Origin of the sequence: Thalassobaculum salexigens DSM 19539 (genome assembly GCF_000423805.1) — a bacterium.
Lineage (GTDB): Bacteria > Pseudomonadota > Alphaproteobacteria > Thalassobaculales > Thalassobaculaceae > Thalassobaculum > Thalassobaculum litoreum.
On record NZ_KE384093.1, the window covers coordinates 26,855 to 45,018 of the forward strand.

The window sequence follows — 18,164 nt, forward strand, 5'->3', positions numbered from 1 at the left end:
CCCCGGGGGCGGTAAAGCCGCCGACTGGCGCGCGTCGCCGCCGGCGGGGCCTCGGTTCGCCGGGGTTCAGGCCGACAGGGACGCGATGTCCGGCAGCGGCCGCGCGCGGGCCGGGATGGTCGCCATATAGGCCTCCAGCGCCGCCGAGATGCCGAGCAGCGCATGGTCGCCGTAGCGCTTGCCGCTGACCTGAAGGCCGAAGGGCGTGCCGGTCGGGTCCAGCCCGCAGGGCAGGGTGATCGCCGGATGGGCGGTATTGGTGATGCCGTAGGACAGGCCCAGCCAGTGGAAGTAGCTGCGCAGCTCCTCGCCGTTGATATGGGTCGGGTAGAGCTGGTCCACCGGATAGGGCGGCACCGCCGCCATCGGCGACAGGAGGATGTCGTAATCCTCCATGAAGGCGACGAAGTTCCGGTAGTTCGTGGTCTGCTGGTTCTGCGCCCAGGCGGCGTCGGCGAAGGTGTAGCCGAGCGCCTCCTCGTAATTGGCGATGGCGTTCGGGCCGAGCAGGTGGCGCTTGTTCTCGTAGTGCGGCCGGAACCGGTCGATGAACTGCAGCGAGCGCAGGATAGCGAAGACCTCGTCGGAATCCTTCAGCGGCGGGTCGATCTCGACAACCTCGCCGAAGGCGCCCCGGATGTCCCCGATCGCCGCGCGGAAGGTCTCGCGGATGCCGTTGTCCACCGGCGCGAAGCCCAGATCCTCCGATACCGCGACGCGCAGGCTGGACAGGTCGACCTTCGGCAGATCCAGGAAGCTGGCCGGATCGACCGGGTAGGCCAGGGGATCGACCGGGTCGGAACCGGCAAGCACCGACAGCAGCATGGCGGTGTCGGCCACGTCGCGCCCCATCGGCCCCTGCACCGAGAGGCAGCTCCAGCCGGTGGCCCGGCCGGACATGGGCACCAGGCCGGGGGTCGGCCGGTAGCCGACCACGCCGCAATAGGCGGCCGGCGTGCGCAGCGAGCCGCCGGTGTCGGAGCCGAGCGCCATCGGGACCATGTTGGTCGCCAGCGCCACGGCGGAGCCGCCCGACGAGCCGCCGCAGATCCGCGTCGGGTCGAACGGGTTGCCGGTCGGCCCGAAGACCGGGTTGTTGGAGTTGGCGCCCAGCCCGAATTCCGGGACGTTGGTCTTGCCCACGGCGACGGCGCCGGCCTTGCGGGCGGCGGCGACCAGCCGTTCGTCCTTCTCCGGCACGTTGTCGGCGAAGATCGGCGAGCCGAAGGTGGTGCGCACCCCGCCGCTGACCATGGTCTCCTTCACGCCCAGGGGCAGGCCGTGCAGGGTCGGCAGGTCGTCGCCGCGCATCACCGCGTCCTCGGCCGCCTTCGCCTCGTCCTCGGCCCGGTCCCAGCAGGTGGTCGGAATGGCGTTCAGGGTCGGGTTGACCGCCTCGATCCGCGCCCGGCAGGAGGCCAGGAGGTCGACCGGCGAGAGCTGCTTGGCGCCGATCAGTCGACGCGCCTCCACGGCCGAGAGGTCACACGGCTCAGTCACGGTCGGTCTCCTTGCTGCACATATACGGGTGGTCGGGATCGGTCAGACGGTTACGGCGTCGTCGTAGAGATGGCACTCCACCAGGCCCCGGCCGTCCCGAATGGTCTTCGGCGCGGTGGTCTTGCACACCGCGCCGGCATGGACGCAGCGCGGGTGGAACACACATCCCGGCGGCGGGTCGATCGGGTTCGGGAAGGTGGTGCCGAGCTGCGCGTCCGGCACGCCGAGCCCGGCCTGCGGCGTCAGCACCGAGGCGAGCAGCGCTTCGGAATAGGGGTGACGCTGCTTGGCGAAGAACGCCTGGCCCTCGGCCTCCTCGACGATGCGGCCGAGATACATGACGGCGACCTTGGTGGCGATCAGCTCGACAACGGCGAGGTTGTGGCTGATCAGCACGTAGGTCAGCCCGAGTTCCTTCTGCAGGTCGAGCAGCAGGTTCAGGATCTGCGCCTGGACCGAGACGTCCAGGGCCGAGGTCGGCTCGTCGCAGATCACGATCTCCGGGCGCATCACCAGGGCGCGGGCGATGGCGACGCGCTGGCGCTGGCCGCCGGAGAGCTGGCTGGGATACATGTCGTAGGCCCGCTTCGGCAGGCCGCAGAGGTCCATGATGTCCTCGACCTTGCGCCGCCAGTCGGCCTTGTCGCCGATGCTGTGGATGTAGAGCGGCAGGGTGATGATGTTGCCGATGGTCTTGCGCGGGTTCAGGGACGAATAGGGGTCCTGGAAGATCGGCTGGACCCGCTTGGCGAGCTGCTTGCGGCCGATCTCCTCCAGCGGCTGGCCGTCGATCGCCAGGGTGCCGGATGTGGGCTCCTGCAGGCCGAGCAGCATGCGGGCCACGGTGCTCTTGCCGCAGCCGGACTCGCCGACCAGGCCGAGCACGCCGCCCTTCTCGATGCTGAGGGAGACGCCGTTGACCGCGTGCAGCGGCCGCTTGGGCTGGAACATGCCCTGGCGGACCTGGAAGGTGCAGAACAGGTCGCGGGCCTCGAGGATCGGTGTGGTGGTCATGCCGGGCTCCCCGACTGGATGGTGCCCGCCTGATTACTCCCCGCCGTCAGCGCCAGAACCTCCTCGGCGCGGGCGCAGCGCACGGCGTGGCCGGGCACGATGTCGTGGGTGGTCAGCGGCTGCAGGCAGATGTCCTGGGCATAGGCGCAGCGGTTGGCGAAGGCGCAGCCGGTCATCTCGCCGATCATCGACGGCACGATGCCCGGAATGGTGCCGAGCCGCTCGCCCTGCCGGGTCTTGCCCGGCACCGGGATGCAGTTCATCAGGCCCTGGGTATAGGGATGGGTCGGCCGGCTGAAGATCTCGCCGACCACCCCGCTCTCGATGATCTCGCCGGCATACATCACCGCCACCCGGTCGGCGACGCGGGCGACCACGCCGAGGTCGTGGGTGATCAGGATCACCGCCATGTCGAACTCGCGTTGCAGGTCCTTGATCAGGTGCAGGATCTGCGCCTGGATCGTCACGTCGAGCGCGGTGGTCGGCTCGTCGCAGATCAGCAGATCGGGGCCGCACATCAGCGCCATGGCGATCATCACGCGCTGGCGCAGGCCGCCGGAGAGCTGGTGCGGATACTGGCCGAGCCGGCTGGCCGCGGCGGTGATGCCGACCTTCTCCAGCAGGTAGATCGCCCGCTCCCGGGCCTCCTTCGCCGACACGTTCTTGTGCAGGCGGATGCCTTCCTCGAGCTGGTTGCCGATGGTGTAGGCCGGGTTCAGCGACGTCATCGGCTCCTGGAAGATCATCGCCATGGTGTTGCCGCGCACCTTGGCCATGCCGCGCTCGCCCAGCTTCAACAGGTCGGTGCCGTCGAACGAGATCCGGTCCGCCTCGCGCTTGGCGCGGGACGGCAGCAGGTTCATCAGGGCGAGCGAGGTGAGCGACTTGCCGCAGCCGGATTCGCCGACCAGGCACAGGGTCTCGCCGCGGGCGACCTCGAAGCTGATGCCCCGCACCGCGTGGAGCACGCCGGCGGAGAGCGGGATGGAGACGCGCAGATTCTCCACGCTGAGGGTTGTCGTCATCGTGCGTCTCCTAGGCCCGGTTCTCGGGAACGGTGACGTCGCGCACGCCGTCGCCCAGCAGGTTGACGGCCAGCAGCAGCAGGAACAGTGCGGAGCCGGGAATGGCGATCAGCCAGGGGTCGAACAGGATGTAGTTGCGGCCCTCCGAGATCATCAGACCCCAGGACGGCAGCGGCGGCTGGACGCCGAGGCCGAGGAAGCTGAGCGCCGCCTCCAGCAGCACCGCGTGGGCGAATTCCAGCGTCGCCACGACGATGAGCTGGTTCATCACGTTCGGCAGGATCTCGCGCGCCAGGATGTACCACGTCGAGCAGCCGGCGGCCTGGGCCGCGGCAACATAGTCAAGCGAGCGGATCTGCTGGGTGCTGGAGCGCATCACCACGGCGTAGCGGTCCCACAGCAGCAGGCCGAGCACCAGAATCACCATCTCCAGCGAGCCGCCGACGATGGCGACCACCGCGAGGCTGACCAGGATCACCGGCAGGGACAGCCGGCAGGTGATCAGGAAGGTGACGACGAGGTCGACCTTGCCGCCGAAATAACCGGCGGCCACGCCCATGACGGTGCCGATGATGCCGGAGATCAGCGCCGCCATGATGCCGATCAGCAGGGAGATCCGCGCGCCGTAGATCAGCCGGCTGAGATAGTCGCGGCCGACTTGGTCGGTGCCCAGGATGTGCTCCCAGGTGCCCCTGTCCTGCCAGACCGGCGGCGCCATGCGGGCGATCAGGTCCTGATGATACGGATCGTAGGGCGCGATCAGCGGCGCGAACAGGGCCATCAGGACGATGACGAAGAAGATCCCGCCGCCGATGACGATGCCCCGGTGGCCGAAGATCCTGCGGCGCAGGATCTGGCCGGGGGTCGGCGCCAGGATGACCTCGGCGGTGGGGGCGGTGGGGGTCATGATCGACATCTCAAGCCACCCGGATTCTGGGGTTGAGCCAGGCGTTCAGCAGATCCGCCAGGAAGGTGAGGATGATGTAGAACCACGAGAACAGCAGCAGTACCGCCTGCACCGTGGGGAAGTCCGAGCGCGAGATCGACTCCCAGGCAAGGAAGCCGGCGCCGTGCAGGGCGAAGACCGTCTCGATGATGATCGAGCCGGTGAGCATGAAGCCGAACTGCACCGCGGCCAGGCTGACCACCGGGATGATGGCGTTGCGCAGGGCGTGCTTGAACAGCACCATGGCCGGGCTCAGGCCCTTGGCGCGGGCGGTGCGGACATAGTCCGACGACAGCACGTCGAGCAGGCCGGTGCGGGTCAGGCGCATGAAGGCCGGGGTCGCGTAATAGCCGAGCACGATGGTCGGCAGCACGAAATGCTCCCAGGAATCGGACCCGCTGGCCGGCAGTATGGGAACCCAGTAGGCGAAGACGACGATCAGCATCAGTGCGAACCAGAAGCTGGGCATCGCCTGGCCGACGACGGCCAGCAGCAGCGCGGCGCGGTCGATCAGGCTGTTCTGATACATCGCCGCCAGCACGCCGAGGGGGATTGCCAGCACCAGGGCGAAGATCATCGCACTGACTCCGAGCATCATGGTCACCGGCAGGCGTTCCACGATCAGGTCGATCACCGGCATGCGGAAATAGACCGACTGGCCGAACTCGCCCTGAACCGCGCCGCCCAGCCATTTGAAGTACTGGACATAGACCGGCTGGTCGAAGCCGTAGGCCGCCTTGATCGCCTGGATGTCCGCCTCGTTGGCGCGCTCGCCGGCCAGGGCCGTCGCGGGATCGCCGCTGAGGTACAGCAGGCTGAACACCAGGGCCGAGACCGTGAGGCTCACAAGGATGGCCAGGAGCAAGCGTTTTGCGGTGTAGACAAGCATCGCAGCGCCATCAGCTGGAGGAATGGGAAGTGCGGCCGCCCCCGGCCGTCGTCACCTCTGGGGCGACGGAACCGGGGGCGGTCGCGGGATGGGCTAGCTTACTTCCAATCGGCGAGGAAGAAGCGCGGGATCTCGTCCGCCGTCGGCGTCCAGTCCACGTCCTGGCTCATCGCGTAGTTGGTGTTGAACGTCCACAGGGGCAGCCAATAGGCCTCCGCCGCGATCTTGTTCAGCGCCTTGTCGTAGGCCGCCAGGCGGACGTCCCGATCGACGGTCCCGCCGCCCTTCTTGAGGGCCTCATGAACCTCGGGGTCCTGGGCCAGATCGTCCGGACCGCCGCCGAAGAACACCGGGGCGATCGCGTCGACATCGGGCACCGAGCCGGAGCCCCAGGTCATGAACGCCAGCGGCACGTTGCCGGAGCGGATCGCGTCGCGGGTCGCGGCGTACTTGCCGAACCGCAGGTCGGTCTCGATACCGACCTGCTGCAGGAAGCCCAGCATCGGCTCGAGATAGTCGCGGTTGCGATAGGCGTAGAACTCCGTGCGGAAGCCGTCCGGATAGCCGGCTTCGGCCAGCAGGGCCTTCGCCTTCTCCGGGTCGTACTCATACTGGGTCACGTCCTGGGTGCAGCCGAACTGCTCCGGGAAGCAGGCCGAGTGAATCACCTCGGAGGCGCCGCGCACGATGTTGTCGACAATCGCCTTGCGGTCGATGGCATGGGACACCGCCTTACGGACGCGGACGTCCTGGAACGGGTTATCGCCGGACTTGCCGGTGACATCGAACGTCAGGTAGCCGACGCGCATGGTGCCGGCCGAGACGACGTTAAGGCTCGGCAGGGTGGCGAGCTTCTCGGCCTGATCCGGCGGAACCTTCCAGATCCAGTCCAGCTTACCGGAAGTCAGCTCGACGATCTGGGTGTTCACGTCGGGAATGGTGCGCTGATGGATCGTCCCGATCGCCGGCTGACCCTTCGGGCTCCCTGCGTAGTAGTTCTCATTGGCCTTGAACACGATCTCCTTGCCGGGGACCAGCTTCTCGACCTTGTAGGGACCGGTGCCGACCGGCGCCTGACCCATCCCGCTCGGGCCGACCTCGGCGTAGTACTTCTCCGGATAGATCGGCACGTCGCCGGCCAGGTACAGCAGCGCCAGCGGGTTCGGTTCGATCGCGTAGATCCGCACCGTGTAATCGTCGATCGCCTCGGCGCCCTTGATCCAGTCAACGCCCTGCTGGGCGAGCTTGCCGGTATCCGGCTTCAGGAGGAAATTGATCGTCGCGACGACATCGCCGGCATCGAACTCCTCACCGTTGTGGAACGTCACGCCCTTGCGCAGCTTGAACTCGAAGGTCGTGTCGTCGACGATCTCGAAGCTCTCGGCCAGCAGGCCCTTGAACTCGCCGGTGTTCGGGTCGCGGTAGATCAGGTTGTCCCAGATCATCCGGTTGACGACGATGCCTTCGCGCGAGTTGTTGAAATAGTAGTCGGCATTCGGGAGCTCGCGGTCCCAGGCGATGTTCAGCGTGTCGTTCGCCTTGCCGGCCTCGGCCGGGGTCGGCAGCCATGCGGCCGCGGTCAGAGCGGCCAGCACGGCCGCTCCCCTCAAGCCGACGCGTCGCGACGTCCTTGGTGTCATGGTGGTCTACCTCCGTGTTTGCTCATGGCCCGCCATTGAATGCGGCGGGTGATTTTCGATCCCCGCACCGGCGCTCGTGCCGGACAGGTACCGCCCCCGAATTGGGAGAAGCGATCATTCTCCATCCGCGAAAATGGTGATGTCGACCCGGCTCTTGAGGCCGGCTAGGCGCGGCGTGGATGCGACCCGAATTCTCCCCTCGGGTGAAACGCTAACAGCCGCTTCCAACCGCAACAAATTACATTTCGCGCGTGCAACATAACAGAACGGTAATGTTTGAAAGTCAATTCTCGAACAGATCCCGGGCCGCCTGAACCAGGCATTCGCGCAGCAGGCTGACCGTTTCGTCGGTCTGGCTGGTCAGCCAGAAGCAATTTGACTCCGACAGATAGCCGCCGGTGCTGATCGACAGGATCGCCAGCTCACCGCGGGCCGAATGGTAGCGGGCCAGCCGTTCGGGGAACAAGGCGAGGCAGGGTATCAATCGCATCATGCTGAGACTGAGCACGATGGAGGTGGCTTCGATCTGACCCGGCAACGGGCCGAGGCCCTTCTCCGCCAGGAACTCGCTCATGCCGTCCGCCGCCAGGGACCCGGACGCGGCCTTGAGCCACGGCCATTCCAGGACGGTCTCCCATCCGATGTCCTTCTGTCGGGCGAGCGGGTGGTCGGTGCCGGCGACCACCACCAGCGGCTCGCGGCCCAGCGAGAGTTGCTCTATCCCCTCGACGGTGAAGGGTTTCCAGATCCGCATGACCAGGAGGTCAAGGTCGCCGGCATAGAGCTGCGGCAGCATCTGACCGAAATGTCCTTCCGACACGGTGACGACGCAGGAGGGGGCCGCCTGGATCATCAGCCGGATGGCTTCCGGTACGATGGTCGGCATCAGGCTGGACGCGACCCCGATCCGCACGTTGCCGCCAAGCCCCTTGCGCAGCGCCTCGATATCGAACTCGGTGCGCTGGATCCGCGACAGCACGTCCTTGGCGTGGCGCACCAGCAGCGTGCCCGCCGGCGTGAAGGCCACCGAATTGCCCTGGCGCACGATGATCGGGGTGCCCAGTTCGCGTTCCAGCTCGGCGATCTGCTTGGAGATCGCCGGCTGGGTGACGTTGAAGGCGCGGGCGACCTTGGTGATCTGCCGCATCTGGTCGAGGGCGGCCAGGATCCGCAGGTGGCGGATCTTCAGCACGTCGCGGAACAGCCGGCTGGCGATGCCGTCGCGGTAAACCGAGGGTGTGTCGCTGGTCATGGACGGTCCCTCCCTGGGCTCCTGCGCCTCATCGCTACCCGGATCGGGGCGCCCGGTCGAGCAGCAACTCGCCCTGCCAGATGCCGTCGCGCACCATATCGGCGGTTTCCGCCCACAGGGTATCGGCGAAGACCCGCACCGCGCGGGACGCCGGGCGCACGATGGAGCGGGCCAGCACCAGCCGGCGAACCAGGGTCGGGTTGGCGATCGGGGCTGCCCGCAACGTGCCTGCCCGCAGATCGGGGTGGATCGCCGGCAGCGGCAGCACCGTGTGGGCGAGGCCCCGGGCGGCGAGTTCCTTCAGGGTCTGCAGCGCGTCCGCCTCCACTGTCACCCGCAGGGCGATGCCGGCCTGCCGGGCGGCGTTCTCCAGCAGGATCCGCAGCCCGTGGCGCGGTCCCGGCAGCACCAGCGGCAGATCGGCCAGGGAGGCGAAGTCGCGCGGGATCTCCAGATCCAGCTCGGATCCGGCGGCGCCGACGAGAAACAGCGTCTCCTGAATCAGTGGCTCGGCGGGAGTGTGCCGGATCGCCGAGGTCTGGTACATCACCGCCAGGTCGATCTCGCCCCGCTGCAGCATCTCCGACAGATAGCCGCTGAAGGCCGGCACGATGCGGACGGTCACCTGCGGATAGTCGCGCAGGAACCGCTCCACCAGCCGGCCGGAGATCACCTCACCCGCCGTCGGCGGCACCCCCAGGCTGACCGCCCCGCTGACGGCACCCAGGGAGGCGGTCAGTTCCTCGCGGGTATCCTCCACCATGCGCAGGATCGCCGTCGCCCGCTCCACCAGCAGCGACCCGGTGTCGGTCAGCACCATGCCGCGTCCGTGGCGCGAGAACAGCGCCCCGCCCAGTTCCTCCTCCAGCAGCCGGATCTGCCGGCCGAGCGCCGGCTGGGCCGTGTTCAGCCGGTCCGCCGCGCGGCTCAGGCTGCCCAGTTCGGCCACATGCAGGAAGGTCTTCAGCTGCCTCAGATCCATCAGGTATTTAACCACGGCATATCTGATTGAGAAATATGCTTCTCGTATACTGCTTCAGGCCCCGGTACCCCGGTATGCGCCGCTGATACGCGCATTCTGGAGGCGAGATGACCGCAATGCCGGCCTTAAAGGGCCAAGAGACCTGGCAGGATCAGGTGCTGCCGATCCTGCGAAGCTTCGACGTCCGACACGTGGTCTACGTGCCCGACGCCGGCCATGCCGCCGCGATCCGCGGGGCCGAGGCCGACAACGAGATCACCTCCCTGGCCCTGACCACCGAGGAGGAGGGCATCGGCTACCTCGCGGGTGCCTGGCTCGGTGGCGAGCGTGGGGCGCTGCTGATGCAGTCCAGCGGGGTCGGCAACTGCCTGAACACGCTGGCGCTGCAGGCGATGACGCGGTTTCCGCTGCTGATGCTGGTGACCATGCGCGGCGACTGGGCGGAGTTCAATCCGTGGCAGAACCCGATGGGCCAGGCGACCGAGGCCGCACTCCAGCTCATGGGCGTGCGGACCTGGCGCGCGGATCATCCCGACGAGGTGGCGCCGCTGATCCAGGGGGCCGCGACCATGGCGTTCAATGGCGACGAGAGCTGCGCGGTCCTGCTGGGCCAGCGGCTGATCGGCGAGAAGAAGTGGGTGAAGTGATATGACCGGATTGCTCGACCGCCGCGCGGTGACGGCGGAACTCCTGAAGGATCGCGGCGACCTGCTGGTCGTCACCGGCCTGGGCTCGCCCAGCTACGACGCCATGGCCGCCGGCGACCACGACCACAACTACTACCTCTGGGCCGCCATGGGCAGTGCCGCCACCGTCGGCCTCGGCCTGGCGATGAGCCAGCGCAGCCGGCCCGTGCTGGTGCTGACCGGCGACGGCGAGATGCTGATGGGTCTCGGTGCCTTGGCGACCATCGGCCAGGTGCTGCCGCCGAACCTGACCTTCGCTGTGCTGGACAACGGGCATTACGGCGAGACCGGCATGCAGCAGAGCCATGCCGGCCGGGGCCTCGAACTGTCGCGCATGGCGGCGGCGGCGAACTTCCCCTGGACCAAGGTGGTCGACGACATGGACGGCGTCGCCGAGCTGCGCGACCGCATCCATGCCCGCGCCGGGACCAGCTTCGCCACGGTGAAGATCGATGTCGGCGAGGTCGATCGCGTCTTGCCTCCGCGCGACGGGGTCTATGTAAAGAACCGCTTCCGTAACGCGCTCGGTCATCCGACAATCTGACCGCAGCCGTAAAAAAGACCAGACAGCTTCGGAGGAACAGGTGACGCCTGCTGACGACTACACCGACATTCGTGACGCCGTGCGCGCGCTCTGCGCCGAGTTCCCGCCCGAATATCACAGGGGCGTGGACGAGAAGCGCGGCTATCCGGCGGAGTTCGTCGATGCGCTCACCAAGGCCGGCTGGCTCGCCGCCCTGATCCCGGAGGAATTCGGCGGGTCCGGCCTCGGCCTGACCGAAGCCTCCGTGATCATGGAGGAGATCAACCGCTCCGGCGGCAATTCCGGCGCCTGCCACGGCCAGATGTACAACATGGGCACGCTGCTGCGGCACGGCTCGGACGAACAGAAAAAGTATTATCTGCCGAAGATCGCGTCGGGTGAGTTGCGGCTGCAGTCCATGGGCGTGACCGAGCCGACCACCGGCACCGACACCACCAAGATCAAGACCAAGGCCGAGCGCAAGGGCGACCGCTACGTCATCAACGGCCAGAAGGTCTGGATCTCGCGGATCCAGCATTCCGACCTGATGATCCTGCTGGCCCGCACCACGCCGCTGGAGGAGGTCGAGAAGAAGTCGCGCGGCATGTCGATCTTCATCGTCGATCTGAAGGACGCGATCGGCAACGGCATGGAGGTCAAGCCGATCCAGAACATGGTCAACCACGAGACCAACGAGCTGTTCTTCGACAATCTGGAGATCCCGGCCGAGAACCTGATCGGCGAGGAGGGGATGGGCTTCAAATACATCCTCGACGGGCTGAACGCCGAGCGCGCCCTGATCGCCGCCGAGTGCATCGGCGACGGCCACTGGTTCATCGACAAGGTGACCGCCTATGCCAAGGAGCGCGTGGTGTTCGGTCGGCCGATCGGCCAGAACCAGGGCGTGCAGTTCCCGATCGCCGAGAGTCATATCGAGATCGAGGCCGCGAGCCTGATGCGGTTCGAGGCCTGCCGGCTGTTCGACGCCAACCAGCCCTGCGGCGCCCAGGCCAACATGGCCAAGTACCTAGCCGCCAAGGCGTCCTGGGAGGCGGCGAATGCCTGCATCCAGTTCCATGGCGGCTTCGGCTTCGCCACCGAGTACGACGTGGAGCGCAAGTTCCGCGAGACCCGGCTCTATCAGGTGGCGCCGATCTCCACCAACCTGATCCTCAGCTACGTGGCCGAGCACGTTCTCGGCCTGCCCCGGTCATTCTGATGGCGGACAAGATGCGTCCCCTGGAGGGACTGACCGTCCTCGCCCTGGAACAGGCGGTGGCGGCTCCGTTCTGCACCTCGCGGCTGGCCGATGCCGGCGCGCGGGTGATCAAGATCGAGCGGCCGGAGGGCGATTTCGCCCGCGGCTACGACGACGTGGCCCAGGGGCAGAGCAGCTATTTCGTCTGGCTCAACCGGGGCAAGGAATCCCTGGTGCTCGACCTGGCGAGCGACGCGGGCAAGCAGACCCTCGGCACGCTGATCGCCGAGGCCGACGTGCTGGTGCAGAACCTGAAACCGGGCGCCATCGGTCGTCTCGGCTTCCCGCTGGAGCAGATCCGCAGGGACCATCCGAAGCTGATCCTGTGTTCGATCAGCGGCTACGGCGACAGCGGCCCGCTGGCCAAGCGCAAGGCCTACGACCTGCTGATCCAGGCCGAGTCCGGCTTGTGCTCGATCACCGGCGGCTCGGACGGGCCGGCCCGGGTCGGCATCTCCGTGGTCGATATCGCCACCGGATCGACCGCGCATGCCGCCATCCTGGAGGCGCTGATCGGCCGGGGTATTCATGGCGACGGCGCCGATATCCGGATCTCCATGTTCGACGTCATGGCCGACTGGGAGACGGTGCCGCTGCTGAACCACGAGGGCGGCAAGTCGCCCAAGCGGATCGGCCTCGCCCACCCGTCCATCTCCCCTTACGGCGCCTTCGCCTCGTCGGACGGCATCCTCATCCTGATCTCGATCCAGAGCGAGCGGGAATGGGCCAGTCTCGCCCGCCATGTGCTGGGGGACGAGGGCCTGACCGTGCACGAGCTGTACAAGACCAACGTGCTGCGGGTCCGCAACCGGCCGCAGACCGACGGTCTGGTCGCCGAGGTCTTCTCCCGGCACACCGCCGACGCGCTGGAGGCGATGCTGGACAAGGCGGATGTCGCCTTCGCCCGGGTCAATGACATGGATGCGTTGGCGGCCCATCCGCATGTGCGCCGGGTGACGGTGGAGACGCCGAACGGCCCGGTCTCCTACCCGGCGCCGGCGGCCATCGTCGACGGCCGTACCCGCAGCTACGGCCCGGTCCCGGCGGTGGGGGAACACAAGGATCTGGACCTGGGATAGGGAGCCCTTCCCGGAAACGCGATCAGCCCCGGATCACGTCCGGGGCTGACGGCAGGTTCGTTATGGAGCGTCGGCTCAGAACTTCGCCTTGATCTGCGGATTGCTGGCGAGCAGGGCGGTGTCGGTCGACCACAGGGTGACCTCGGTGGTCTGGCCGTAGCTGACCACCAGGGCCTCCAACTCGTGGCTCACCGGGTCGATGCCGTTCGGCCGGGCCGAGGCCTCGATCGGTCGCTCAAGCGGTGCGCGCCAGGACAGCAGGGTGTACTTGTTCCCGGCATTGTTCGAGCTCGACCCCGGCAGTTCGCCGCGCTCGCGCTTGGCCGGGCGGCCGAAGCGTTCCTCGAGCTGGGCGACGATCTGCGCGCGCTGATCCTGGTCCACCGCCTGATGCAGGATTGTCTGGTAGACCCGCGGCGGGTCGCTCTCCACGGTCTGGCCGACCAGGCAGCGCTGACCGGCGATCAGGCGGGTATTGCTCTGCAGACGGCCGACGCAATCCTCGTCGCCGGCGACCAGGGCCTGCAGGTCGCGGCGATAGACAGGCTTGCCCGGGAAGTCGCCGCCGGCGGCGTTGGACGCCTCGGCCACCGTCATGCCGGTGCGCACCCCGCCGACGGCATCGCTGCCGAGCGAGACCGAGTTGGAGGTCGGCGCGGCGGTCGAACCGCTGCCGACGGTCGAGCCCGTGCCCGACGGTGCGGCGGCGAGGGCCTCACTCGACCGGACAAGCCACTGGGTCGGGTCGCCGGCGGTGCCGCGGAACACGACCTCGCCGGTGCGATTGTCCTCGCCGGTGATGTTGAAGGCCGGGGTCCGGGCGCATTCGAAGCCGAGGATCGCCCGGGTGCCGTCGACCACCCGCTGCATGCGCGGGCTGTCCTTGCGGAACAGGTCCCGGTCGGAAGAGCGCATGGTCAACTCGGTGATCTCGCCGCAGCCGACCTCACGGTCGACCACGACCAGCAGGTCCGGCTCCTGCACCACCAGCCGTTCGGCGGCCGTGGCGGTGGCGAATGCGGCGGGCACCATCAGCAGGGAGAGGCCGGCCGCGCGGATCGTGTTCTTGGAGGTCGCGCGCATCAGACCAGCTCCCAGGTTCCGTCGGCCCGCTGGCAGGCCTGCGCCTCGCGGGTGTCGGTGCGGCCGTTCGCGGTCTCGACCCGCTGGGTGATGATCGAGCATTCGCGGGCGTTCACGTGGGTGGCACCCGACTGCGGGCGCTCGGCGGTATAGGTGCCGGTATCGACCCGGCGCAGGAGGTCGCCGAAGACGAAGCCTTTGCCGATGCCGTTACGCGAGATCATGTACCAGTTCTCGTTGGCGACCTTGCCGACCACCCGCACGGTCTCGCCCGCTTCGAGCTGGTCCATCACCGCGTAGTCGGTGCTGGGGCCGCCGCGCACGTTGGTTTTGGTGGTCGCCGCGTAGTCGGCGCCGACGAGATGCATGGTGGGCACGCGCCAGGCCAGCTTGCTGCTGTCCTGCGTCGCGGTGGCGGTCGGGGCCGGACGGTAGGTCACCTCCTGCACCTGGGCGGTGGTCGTGGTGCCGGTATCCGGGTTGGTCCAGGTCTGGGTCTGGCCGGTGTTCAGCGCCTGCTGGGAGGTGTCGGCAATGCCCTGCTGGTCGCGTTTGGTGAGGTATTCGGCCACCTCGCCACCCAGGAACAGGCCGCCGATCGCACCGGCGGCCACGGCAACCAACTTTCCGCTGCCGCCACCGATCTGCGAGCCGAGCAGCGCGCCGCCGATGCCGCCCAGAACCCGGCCGATGTTCTTGTTGGACACGCCCAGGGTGCTGTTGCTGTCCTGAGCAAACGCCGGTGCTGCGGCCAGGGGCTGCACGGCCAGGGCGCCGGCAAGGGCGAGAGCCGTGTATCGCTTTCGTCTATCGGGACGCATGATATCGGGGCGCATGACGGGGCCTCCTTTTTTTTCGTATCGCTGGGTAACGAACGAGTCAGACCGGGGTTCCCGTCGGTTTATTCGCCAGAGCTTTCGAAAATGGTCAGTCCTCGAGCACCACGGAGTCCGGGTCGGCCCCCAGCGCCTTGAGGTCTTCGGTCACGGCGTCGATCATCTCCGGCGGGCCGCAGACGTAGAAGTCCTGGCTGAAATCGGCGACGTGCGTCTTCAGGAACTCACGGTCGACCAGGCCGCGGGCCAACGGGCTGTCGTCCTGGTCGGTGACGGTGAACAGGCAGTCGAGCCCGTCCATCGCCTCGAACTCGTCGCGCAGGATGATGTCCCGCTCGGTGCTGTTGGAGAAGATCAGCGTCTGACCCGACAACGCGCCCTTGCGCTGCAGGTCGCGCAGGATGGCGATGAACGGGGTGACCCCGGCGCCGCCGGCGACGAAGACGCCCGGCCCCTTGTACTGGATCGCGCCCCAGGGCTCGTCGATCAGCAGACGGTCGCCCTTCTTCAGCTTACCGATCTGCTCGGTGACCCCGTCATGGTCCGGATAGACCTTGATGGTGAATTCCAGATGGTCGGCGTCGGTCAGGGATGTGAAGGTGAAGGGCCGCTGCTCGTCGCGCCAGTCGTCGCGGTCGAGGGCGACGTCGGTCGCCTGGCCGGGCTTGTAGTCGTACCCGTCCGGCTTCTCCACCGTCAGGCGGACCACGTTGTGGGTGACGTTCTCGGTGCTCAGGACGGCCACGCTATGTGCCATGGGATGTTTCTCCTTCTCTCACGTCGACAAAACGAGGTGTGGGGTTCTGCGGATTCCGCAACCCGTTTTCTGAAGAAAAGGGGCGGTTTTGCCGGAGTTTCACAGGCCCCTGTGAATTCGGGGAACCGGGCCTGCCCGGCAGTCGTTTTGCTGAAATGCATCCCCGGCAGCAGGAGCCCCGAATGACCGCAGACGCCGCCAATGACGCCGCCAATCCGGACGCCCCATGGCCGACGGTCGCCACGCCCCGGCGCCGGGTCCGGCTCGACTTCCAGCACCATGCCGACGTCGATGCCGTGTTCGACCCGGTGCGTCAGGATCTGTCGGCGCTGGCGGTCCTGGACCGCAGCATGTGGCTGGCCTGCGACGAAACCACGACCATCGAGCAGCTCACCCGCACCGGCGGCGCCCGGTGGTCCGATCACCAGACCCACAATCTGCACGAGGCCTTCGACCTTCATGGCGACGAGGGCGACGAGATCGACATCGAGGGGCTGGCGATCGACGACGGGTGGCTGTGGATCACCGGCTCCCACGGCCTGACCCGCAAGAAGCCGAAATGGCACGAGAACGACCCAGCGGTGGCCATGAACCGGCTGACCGAGGTGAAGAGCAACGTGGCCCGCCGGGTGATCGGCCGACTGCCGCTGGTGGATGCCGGCAACGGGACCTGGATGCCGTCCCTGACCGAGACCGAGGACGGGAGGCGGCCGTCCAGCGTGCGCCTGCGCAAGGGCAGGACGGCCTTCACCAAGAGCCTGGCCAAGGACATCCATCTCGGCCGGTTCATGGACATTCCCTGCAAGGAGAACGGCTTCGACATCGAGGGCATCGCCGCCCGGGGCGACCGGGTGCTGCTCGGCCTCCGCGGCCCCGTCCTGCGCGGCTGGGCGGTGATCCTGGAGCTGCGGATGAAGATGACCAAATCCGGCCACCTGAAGCCACGCCGGATCGGGCCGGACGGGGAGCGGTACCGCAAATATTTCATCGACCTGGAGGGCCTGGGGATCCGAGACCTGCAGGCCGACGGCGACGACCTCCTGATCCTGGCGGGACCGACAATGGATCTCGACGGCCCGGTGGCGCTGATCCGCTGGCCCGGTGCGTGGACAACGTCGGCGCTGAAGCAGGCGGTGATCCCCTACCAGAAGCTGGAGCGGGTCCTCGATCTTCCCTACGGCTACGGCACCGACCATGCCGAGGGGATCGCCCTGACCGAGCGCAGCGACGGCGGTCGCGAACTGATGGTGGTCTATGACAGCCCCGCCCAGGGTCGGTTGTCGGACGAGACGGCGATCCGCGCCGACCTGTTCGCGATCGACTGACCCCGGCGGAACGGCACCCGGCCAAAATCTGTCGACAGTTTTCAGTTTTCACGTCTTGCCAATTGAACCGGAGCCCGATCAAGCTACCTCCCAACCGGCGTCATAGCTACGAACGAGGCCAGGGAAACCCTGGCCGACAGATAAATGGGAGGCGTGGCGCCACCGCAGTCTGGGACGAGCTTTTAGGGGGCTTCGAAGATCATGAACCAGTTTGAATTCACCCGCCGCCACATGATGGCGCTGATGGGAACGGCCGCGACTGCGGCGATGCTGCCGAGCGTCGCCAGCGCGGATGAGGGCCTGAAGTTCTGGGCGCCGGGCATCGCCCGGGTCGGCGAGAAGGATTGGAGCTCGATGGAGAAGGAGGCCGGCATCAAGCTGGTCAACGTCGCCAAGAGCGCCCGGGCCGACGAGTCGATCCAGAAGATGGTGGTCGGCGACGGCAACGCGCTCTACGACGCCATGACCGACAATGGCGGCGGCATGGAGGACGCGCTGGCGAGCCAGAACGCCATCGCCGAGATCGACACCTCGAAGATCCCGAACTGGTCGATCATCGAGAAGCGCTACCTGGACGGCGGCGACGCGGCGGACACCATCCGCTACGAGGGCAAGGTCTTCGCCATTCCCTACATCTCCAACGCCGACGCGCTGGCCTTCAACCACGACGTCATCGGCGAGGAACTGACCTCCTGGGAGGTGCTGTTCGACGAGCAGTTCAAGGGCCGCGCCGCTCTGCAGAACGATTTCGGGCCGACCCTGACCAACACCGCGATCTACCTCAAGCAATCGGGCAAGCAGGACATCGACAACCCGTCCGACATGACCGAGGACGAGGTGAAGGGCGTCTGCCAGTTCCTGATCGAGAAGAAGAAGGCCGGCCAGTTCCGCACCTTCTGGGACGGGTTCCAGAACGGCGTCGACCTGCTGGCGTCGGAAGAGGTGCTGGTCGCTTCGTGCTGGGAGCCGGTGCAGATCGTCGCCGCCAAGAAGGCCGGCAAGGATATCCGCTACGGCACGATGAAGGAGGGTCACCAGACCTGGAACAACATCGTCATGCTGACCCGCGGCGGCCGCGAGCGCGGTATGGACGAGACGTTCTACAAGCTGGCGAACCTGTACCTGTCGCCCTGGTTCGGCGCCCGCACGCTCGCCGGCCTCGGCTTCACGCCGCAGATGACCGGCGTGCTGGAATACGTGGACGCCAATCCGGATACCTTCGACGCCGAAACCAAGGCGCTGATCAACGACCGTCTGGCCCGCAAGAAGGACCGGATCGCGATCGCGGGCAACTCCTGGCAGAACGTGTTTCCGACCAATATGCGTGCCTATCAGGACTGGTGGTCCCGGGTTCAGGCTGCCTGACACC

General features: G+C 67.2%; 17 protein-coding genes. 6 read left to right on the forward strand and 11 right to left on the reverse strand.

Annotation, left to right across the window (positions count from 1 at the left end):
• Positions 1-66 precede the first annotated feature (66 nt).
• From G578_RS24680 to G578_RS0104430, 8 genes are all read right to left on the reverse strand, one after another.
• Entirely contained in the window at positions 67-1,500 is a 1,434-nt protein-coding gene (locus G578_RS24680) for an amidase (protein WP_051243921.1), read from the reverse strand.
• A 42-nt stretch (positions 1,501-1,542) separates the two neighbouring features.
• A complete protein-coding gene (locus G578_RS0104400; protein WP_051243924.1) occupies positions 1,543-2,514 on the reverse strand; it encodes an ABC transporter ATP-binding protein in 972 nt (323 codons plus the stop codon).
• Complete coding sequence (locus G578_RS24685) at positions 2,511-3,539, reverse strand: ABC transporter ATP-binding protein (RefSeq protein ID WP_051243928.1); 1,029 nt, start codon at positions 3,537-3,539, stop codon at positions 2,511-2,513. Before G578_RS24685 ends, G578_RS0104400 begins: the two co-directional genes overlap by 4 nt.
• Positions 3,540-3,549: 10 nt before the next feature.
• Positions 3,550-4,446 carry an ABC transporter permease subunit gene (locus G578_RS0104410; RefSeq protein WP_038014257.1) on the reverse strand — a complete coding sequence of 299 codons (897 nt, stop codon included), beginning with the start codon at positions 4,444-4,446 and terminating at the stop codon, positions 3,550-3,552.
• 10 nt (positions 4,447-4,456) lie between these two features.
• Positions 4,457-5,374, reverse strand: a complete 918-nt coding sequence (locus tag G578_RS0104415) for an ABC transporter permease (protein WP_028793208.1) — start codon at positions 5,372-5,374, stop codon at positions 4,457-4,459.
• Between the two features lie 98 nt (positions 5,375-5,472).
• A complete protein-coding gene (locus G578_RS0104420) occupies positions 5,473-6,969 on the reverse strand; it encodes an ABC transporter substrate-binding protein (RefSeq protein ID WP_245565558.1) in 1,497 nt (498 codons plus the stop codon).
• 328 nt (positions 6,970-7,297) lie between these two features.
• The gene (locus G578_RS0104425; RefSeq protein ID WP_028793210.1) at positions 7,298-8,266 is read right to left on the reverse strand and encodes a LysR family transcriptional regulator; all 969 of its coding nucleotides are present in this window, start codon (positions 8,264-8,266) and stop codon (positions 7,298-7,300) included.
• Between the two features lie 34 nt (positions 8,267-8,300).
• Positions 8,301-9,248 carry a LysR family transcriptional regulator gene (locus tag G578_RS0104430; protein ID WP_028793211.1) on the reverse strand — a complete coding sequence of 316 codons (948 nt, stop codon included), beginning with the start codon at positions 9,246-9,248 and terminating at the stop codon, positions 8,301-8,303.
• 107 nt (positions 9,249-9,355) lie between these two features.
• On the opposite strand from G578_RS0104430, the gene G578_RS0104435 reads away from it, so the two are divergent.
• Genes G578_RS0104435 through G578_RS0104450 form a run of 4 tightly spaced genes read left to right on the forward strand, consistent with a single transcriptional unit; the run spans position 9,356 to position 12,794 of the window.
• On the forward strand, positions 9,356-9,895 hold the full coding sequence (locus G578_RS0104435; RefSeq protein ID WP_093149286.1) for a thiamine pyrophosphate-binding protein: 540 nt from the start codon (positions 9,356-9,358) through the stop codon (positions 9,893-9,895).
• Position 9,896: 1 nt separating this feature from the next.
• Positions 9,897-10,478: a thiamine pyrophosphate-dependent enzyme gene (locus G578_RS0104440; protein WP_028793213.1), complete on the forward strand. Its 582-nt coding sequence runs from the start codon at positions 9,897-9,899 to the stop codon at positions 10,476-10,478.
• A 40-nt stretch (positions 10,479-10,518) separates the two neighbouring features.
• Entirely contained in the window at positions 10,519-11,676 is a 1,158-nt protein-coding gene (locus G578_RS0104445) for an acyl-CoA dehydrogenase family protein (protein ID WP_028793214.1), read from the forward strand.
• The gene (locus G578_RS0104450) at positions 11,676-12,794 is read left to right on the forward strand and encodes a CaiB/BaiF CoA transferase family protein (RefSeq protein WP_245565559.1); all 1,119 of its coding nucleotides are present in this window, start codon (positions 11,676-11,678) and stop codon (positions 12,792-12,794) included. The genes G578_RS0104445 and G578_RS0104450 overlap by 1 nt, the downstream gene beginning before the upstream one ends.
• A gap of 75 nt (positions 12,795-12,869) precedes the next feature.
• Here the strand turns inward: G578_RS0104450 and G578_RS0104455 are convergent, their stop codons facing one another.
• From G578_RS0104455 to G578_RS0104465, 3 genes are all read right to left on the reverse strand, one after another.
• Positions 12,870-13,877 (reverse strand): hypothetical protein, encoded by a 1,008-nt coding sequence (locus G578_RS0104455; RefSeq protein WP_028793216.1) that lies wholly within the window; start codon positions 13,875-13,877, stop codon positions 12,870-12,872.
• Positions 13,877-14,713 carry an SH3 domain-containing protein gene (locus G578_RS30285; protein ID WP_051243937.1) on the reverse strand — a complete coding sequence of 279 codons (837 nt, stop codon included), beginning with the start codon at positions 14,711-14,713 and terminating at the stop codon, positions 13,877-13,879. The genes G578_RS0104455 and G578_RS30285 overlap by 1 nt, the downstream gene beginning before the upstream one ends.
• 91 nt (positions 14,714-14,804) lie before the next feature.
• Entirely contained in the window at positions 14,805-15,470 is a 666-nt protein-coding gene (locus G578_RS0104465) for an FAD-binding oxidoreductase (RefSeq protein ID WP_028793217.1), read from the reverse strand.
• Positions 15,471-15,652: 182 nt separating this feature from the next.
• Here G578_RS0104465 and G578_RS0104470 point away from each other — a divergent pair, with 182 nt between their 5' ends.
• Together G578_RS0104470 and G578_RS0104475 are read left to right on the forward strand one after the other, a co-directional pair.
• Positions 15,653-16,795: a DUF3616 domain-containing protein gene (locus G578_RS0104470; protein WP_169400821.1), complete on the forward strand. Its 1,143-nt coding sequence runs from the start codon at positions 15,653-15,655 to the stop codon at positions 16,793-16,795.
• A 201-nt stretch (positions 16,796-16,996) separates the two neighbouring features.
• Complete coding sequence (locus tag G578_RS0104475) at positions 16,997-18,160, forward strand: ABC transporter substrate-binding protein (protein ID WP_028793219.1); 1,164 nt, start codon at positions 16,997-16,999, stop codon at positions 18,158-18,160.
• The last annotated feature ends 4 nt before the right edge of the window (positions 18,161-18,164 follow it).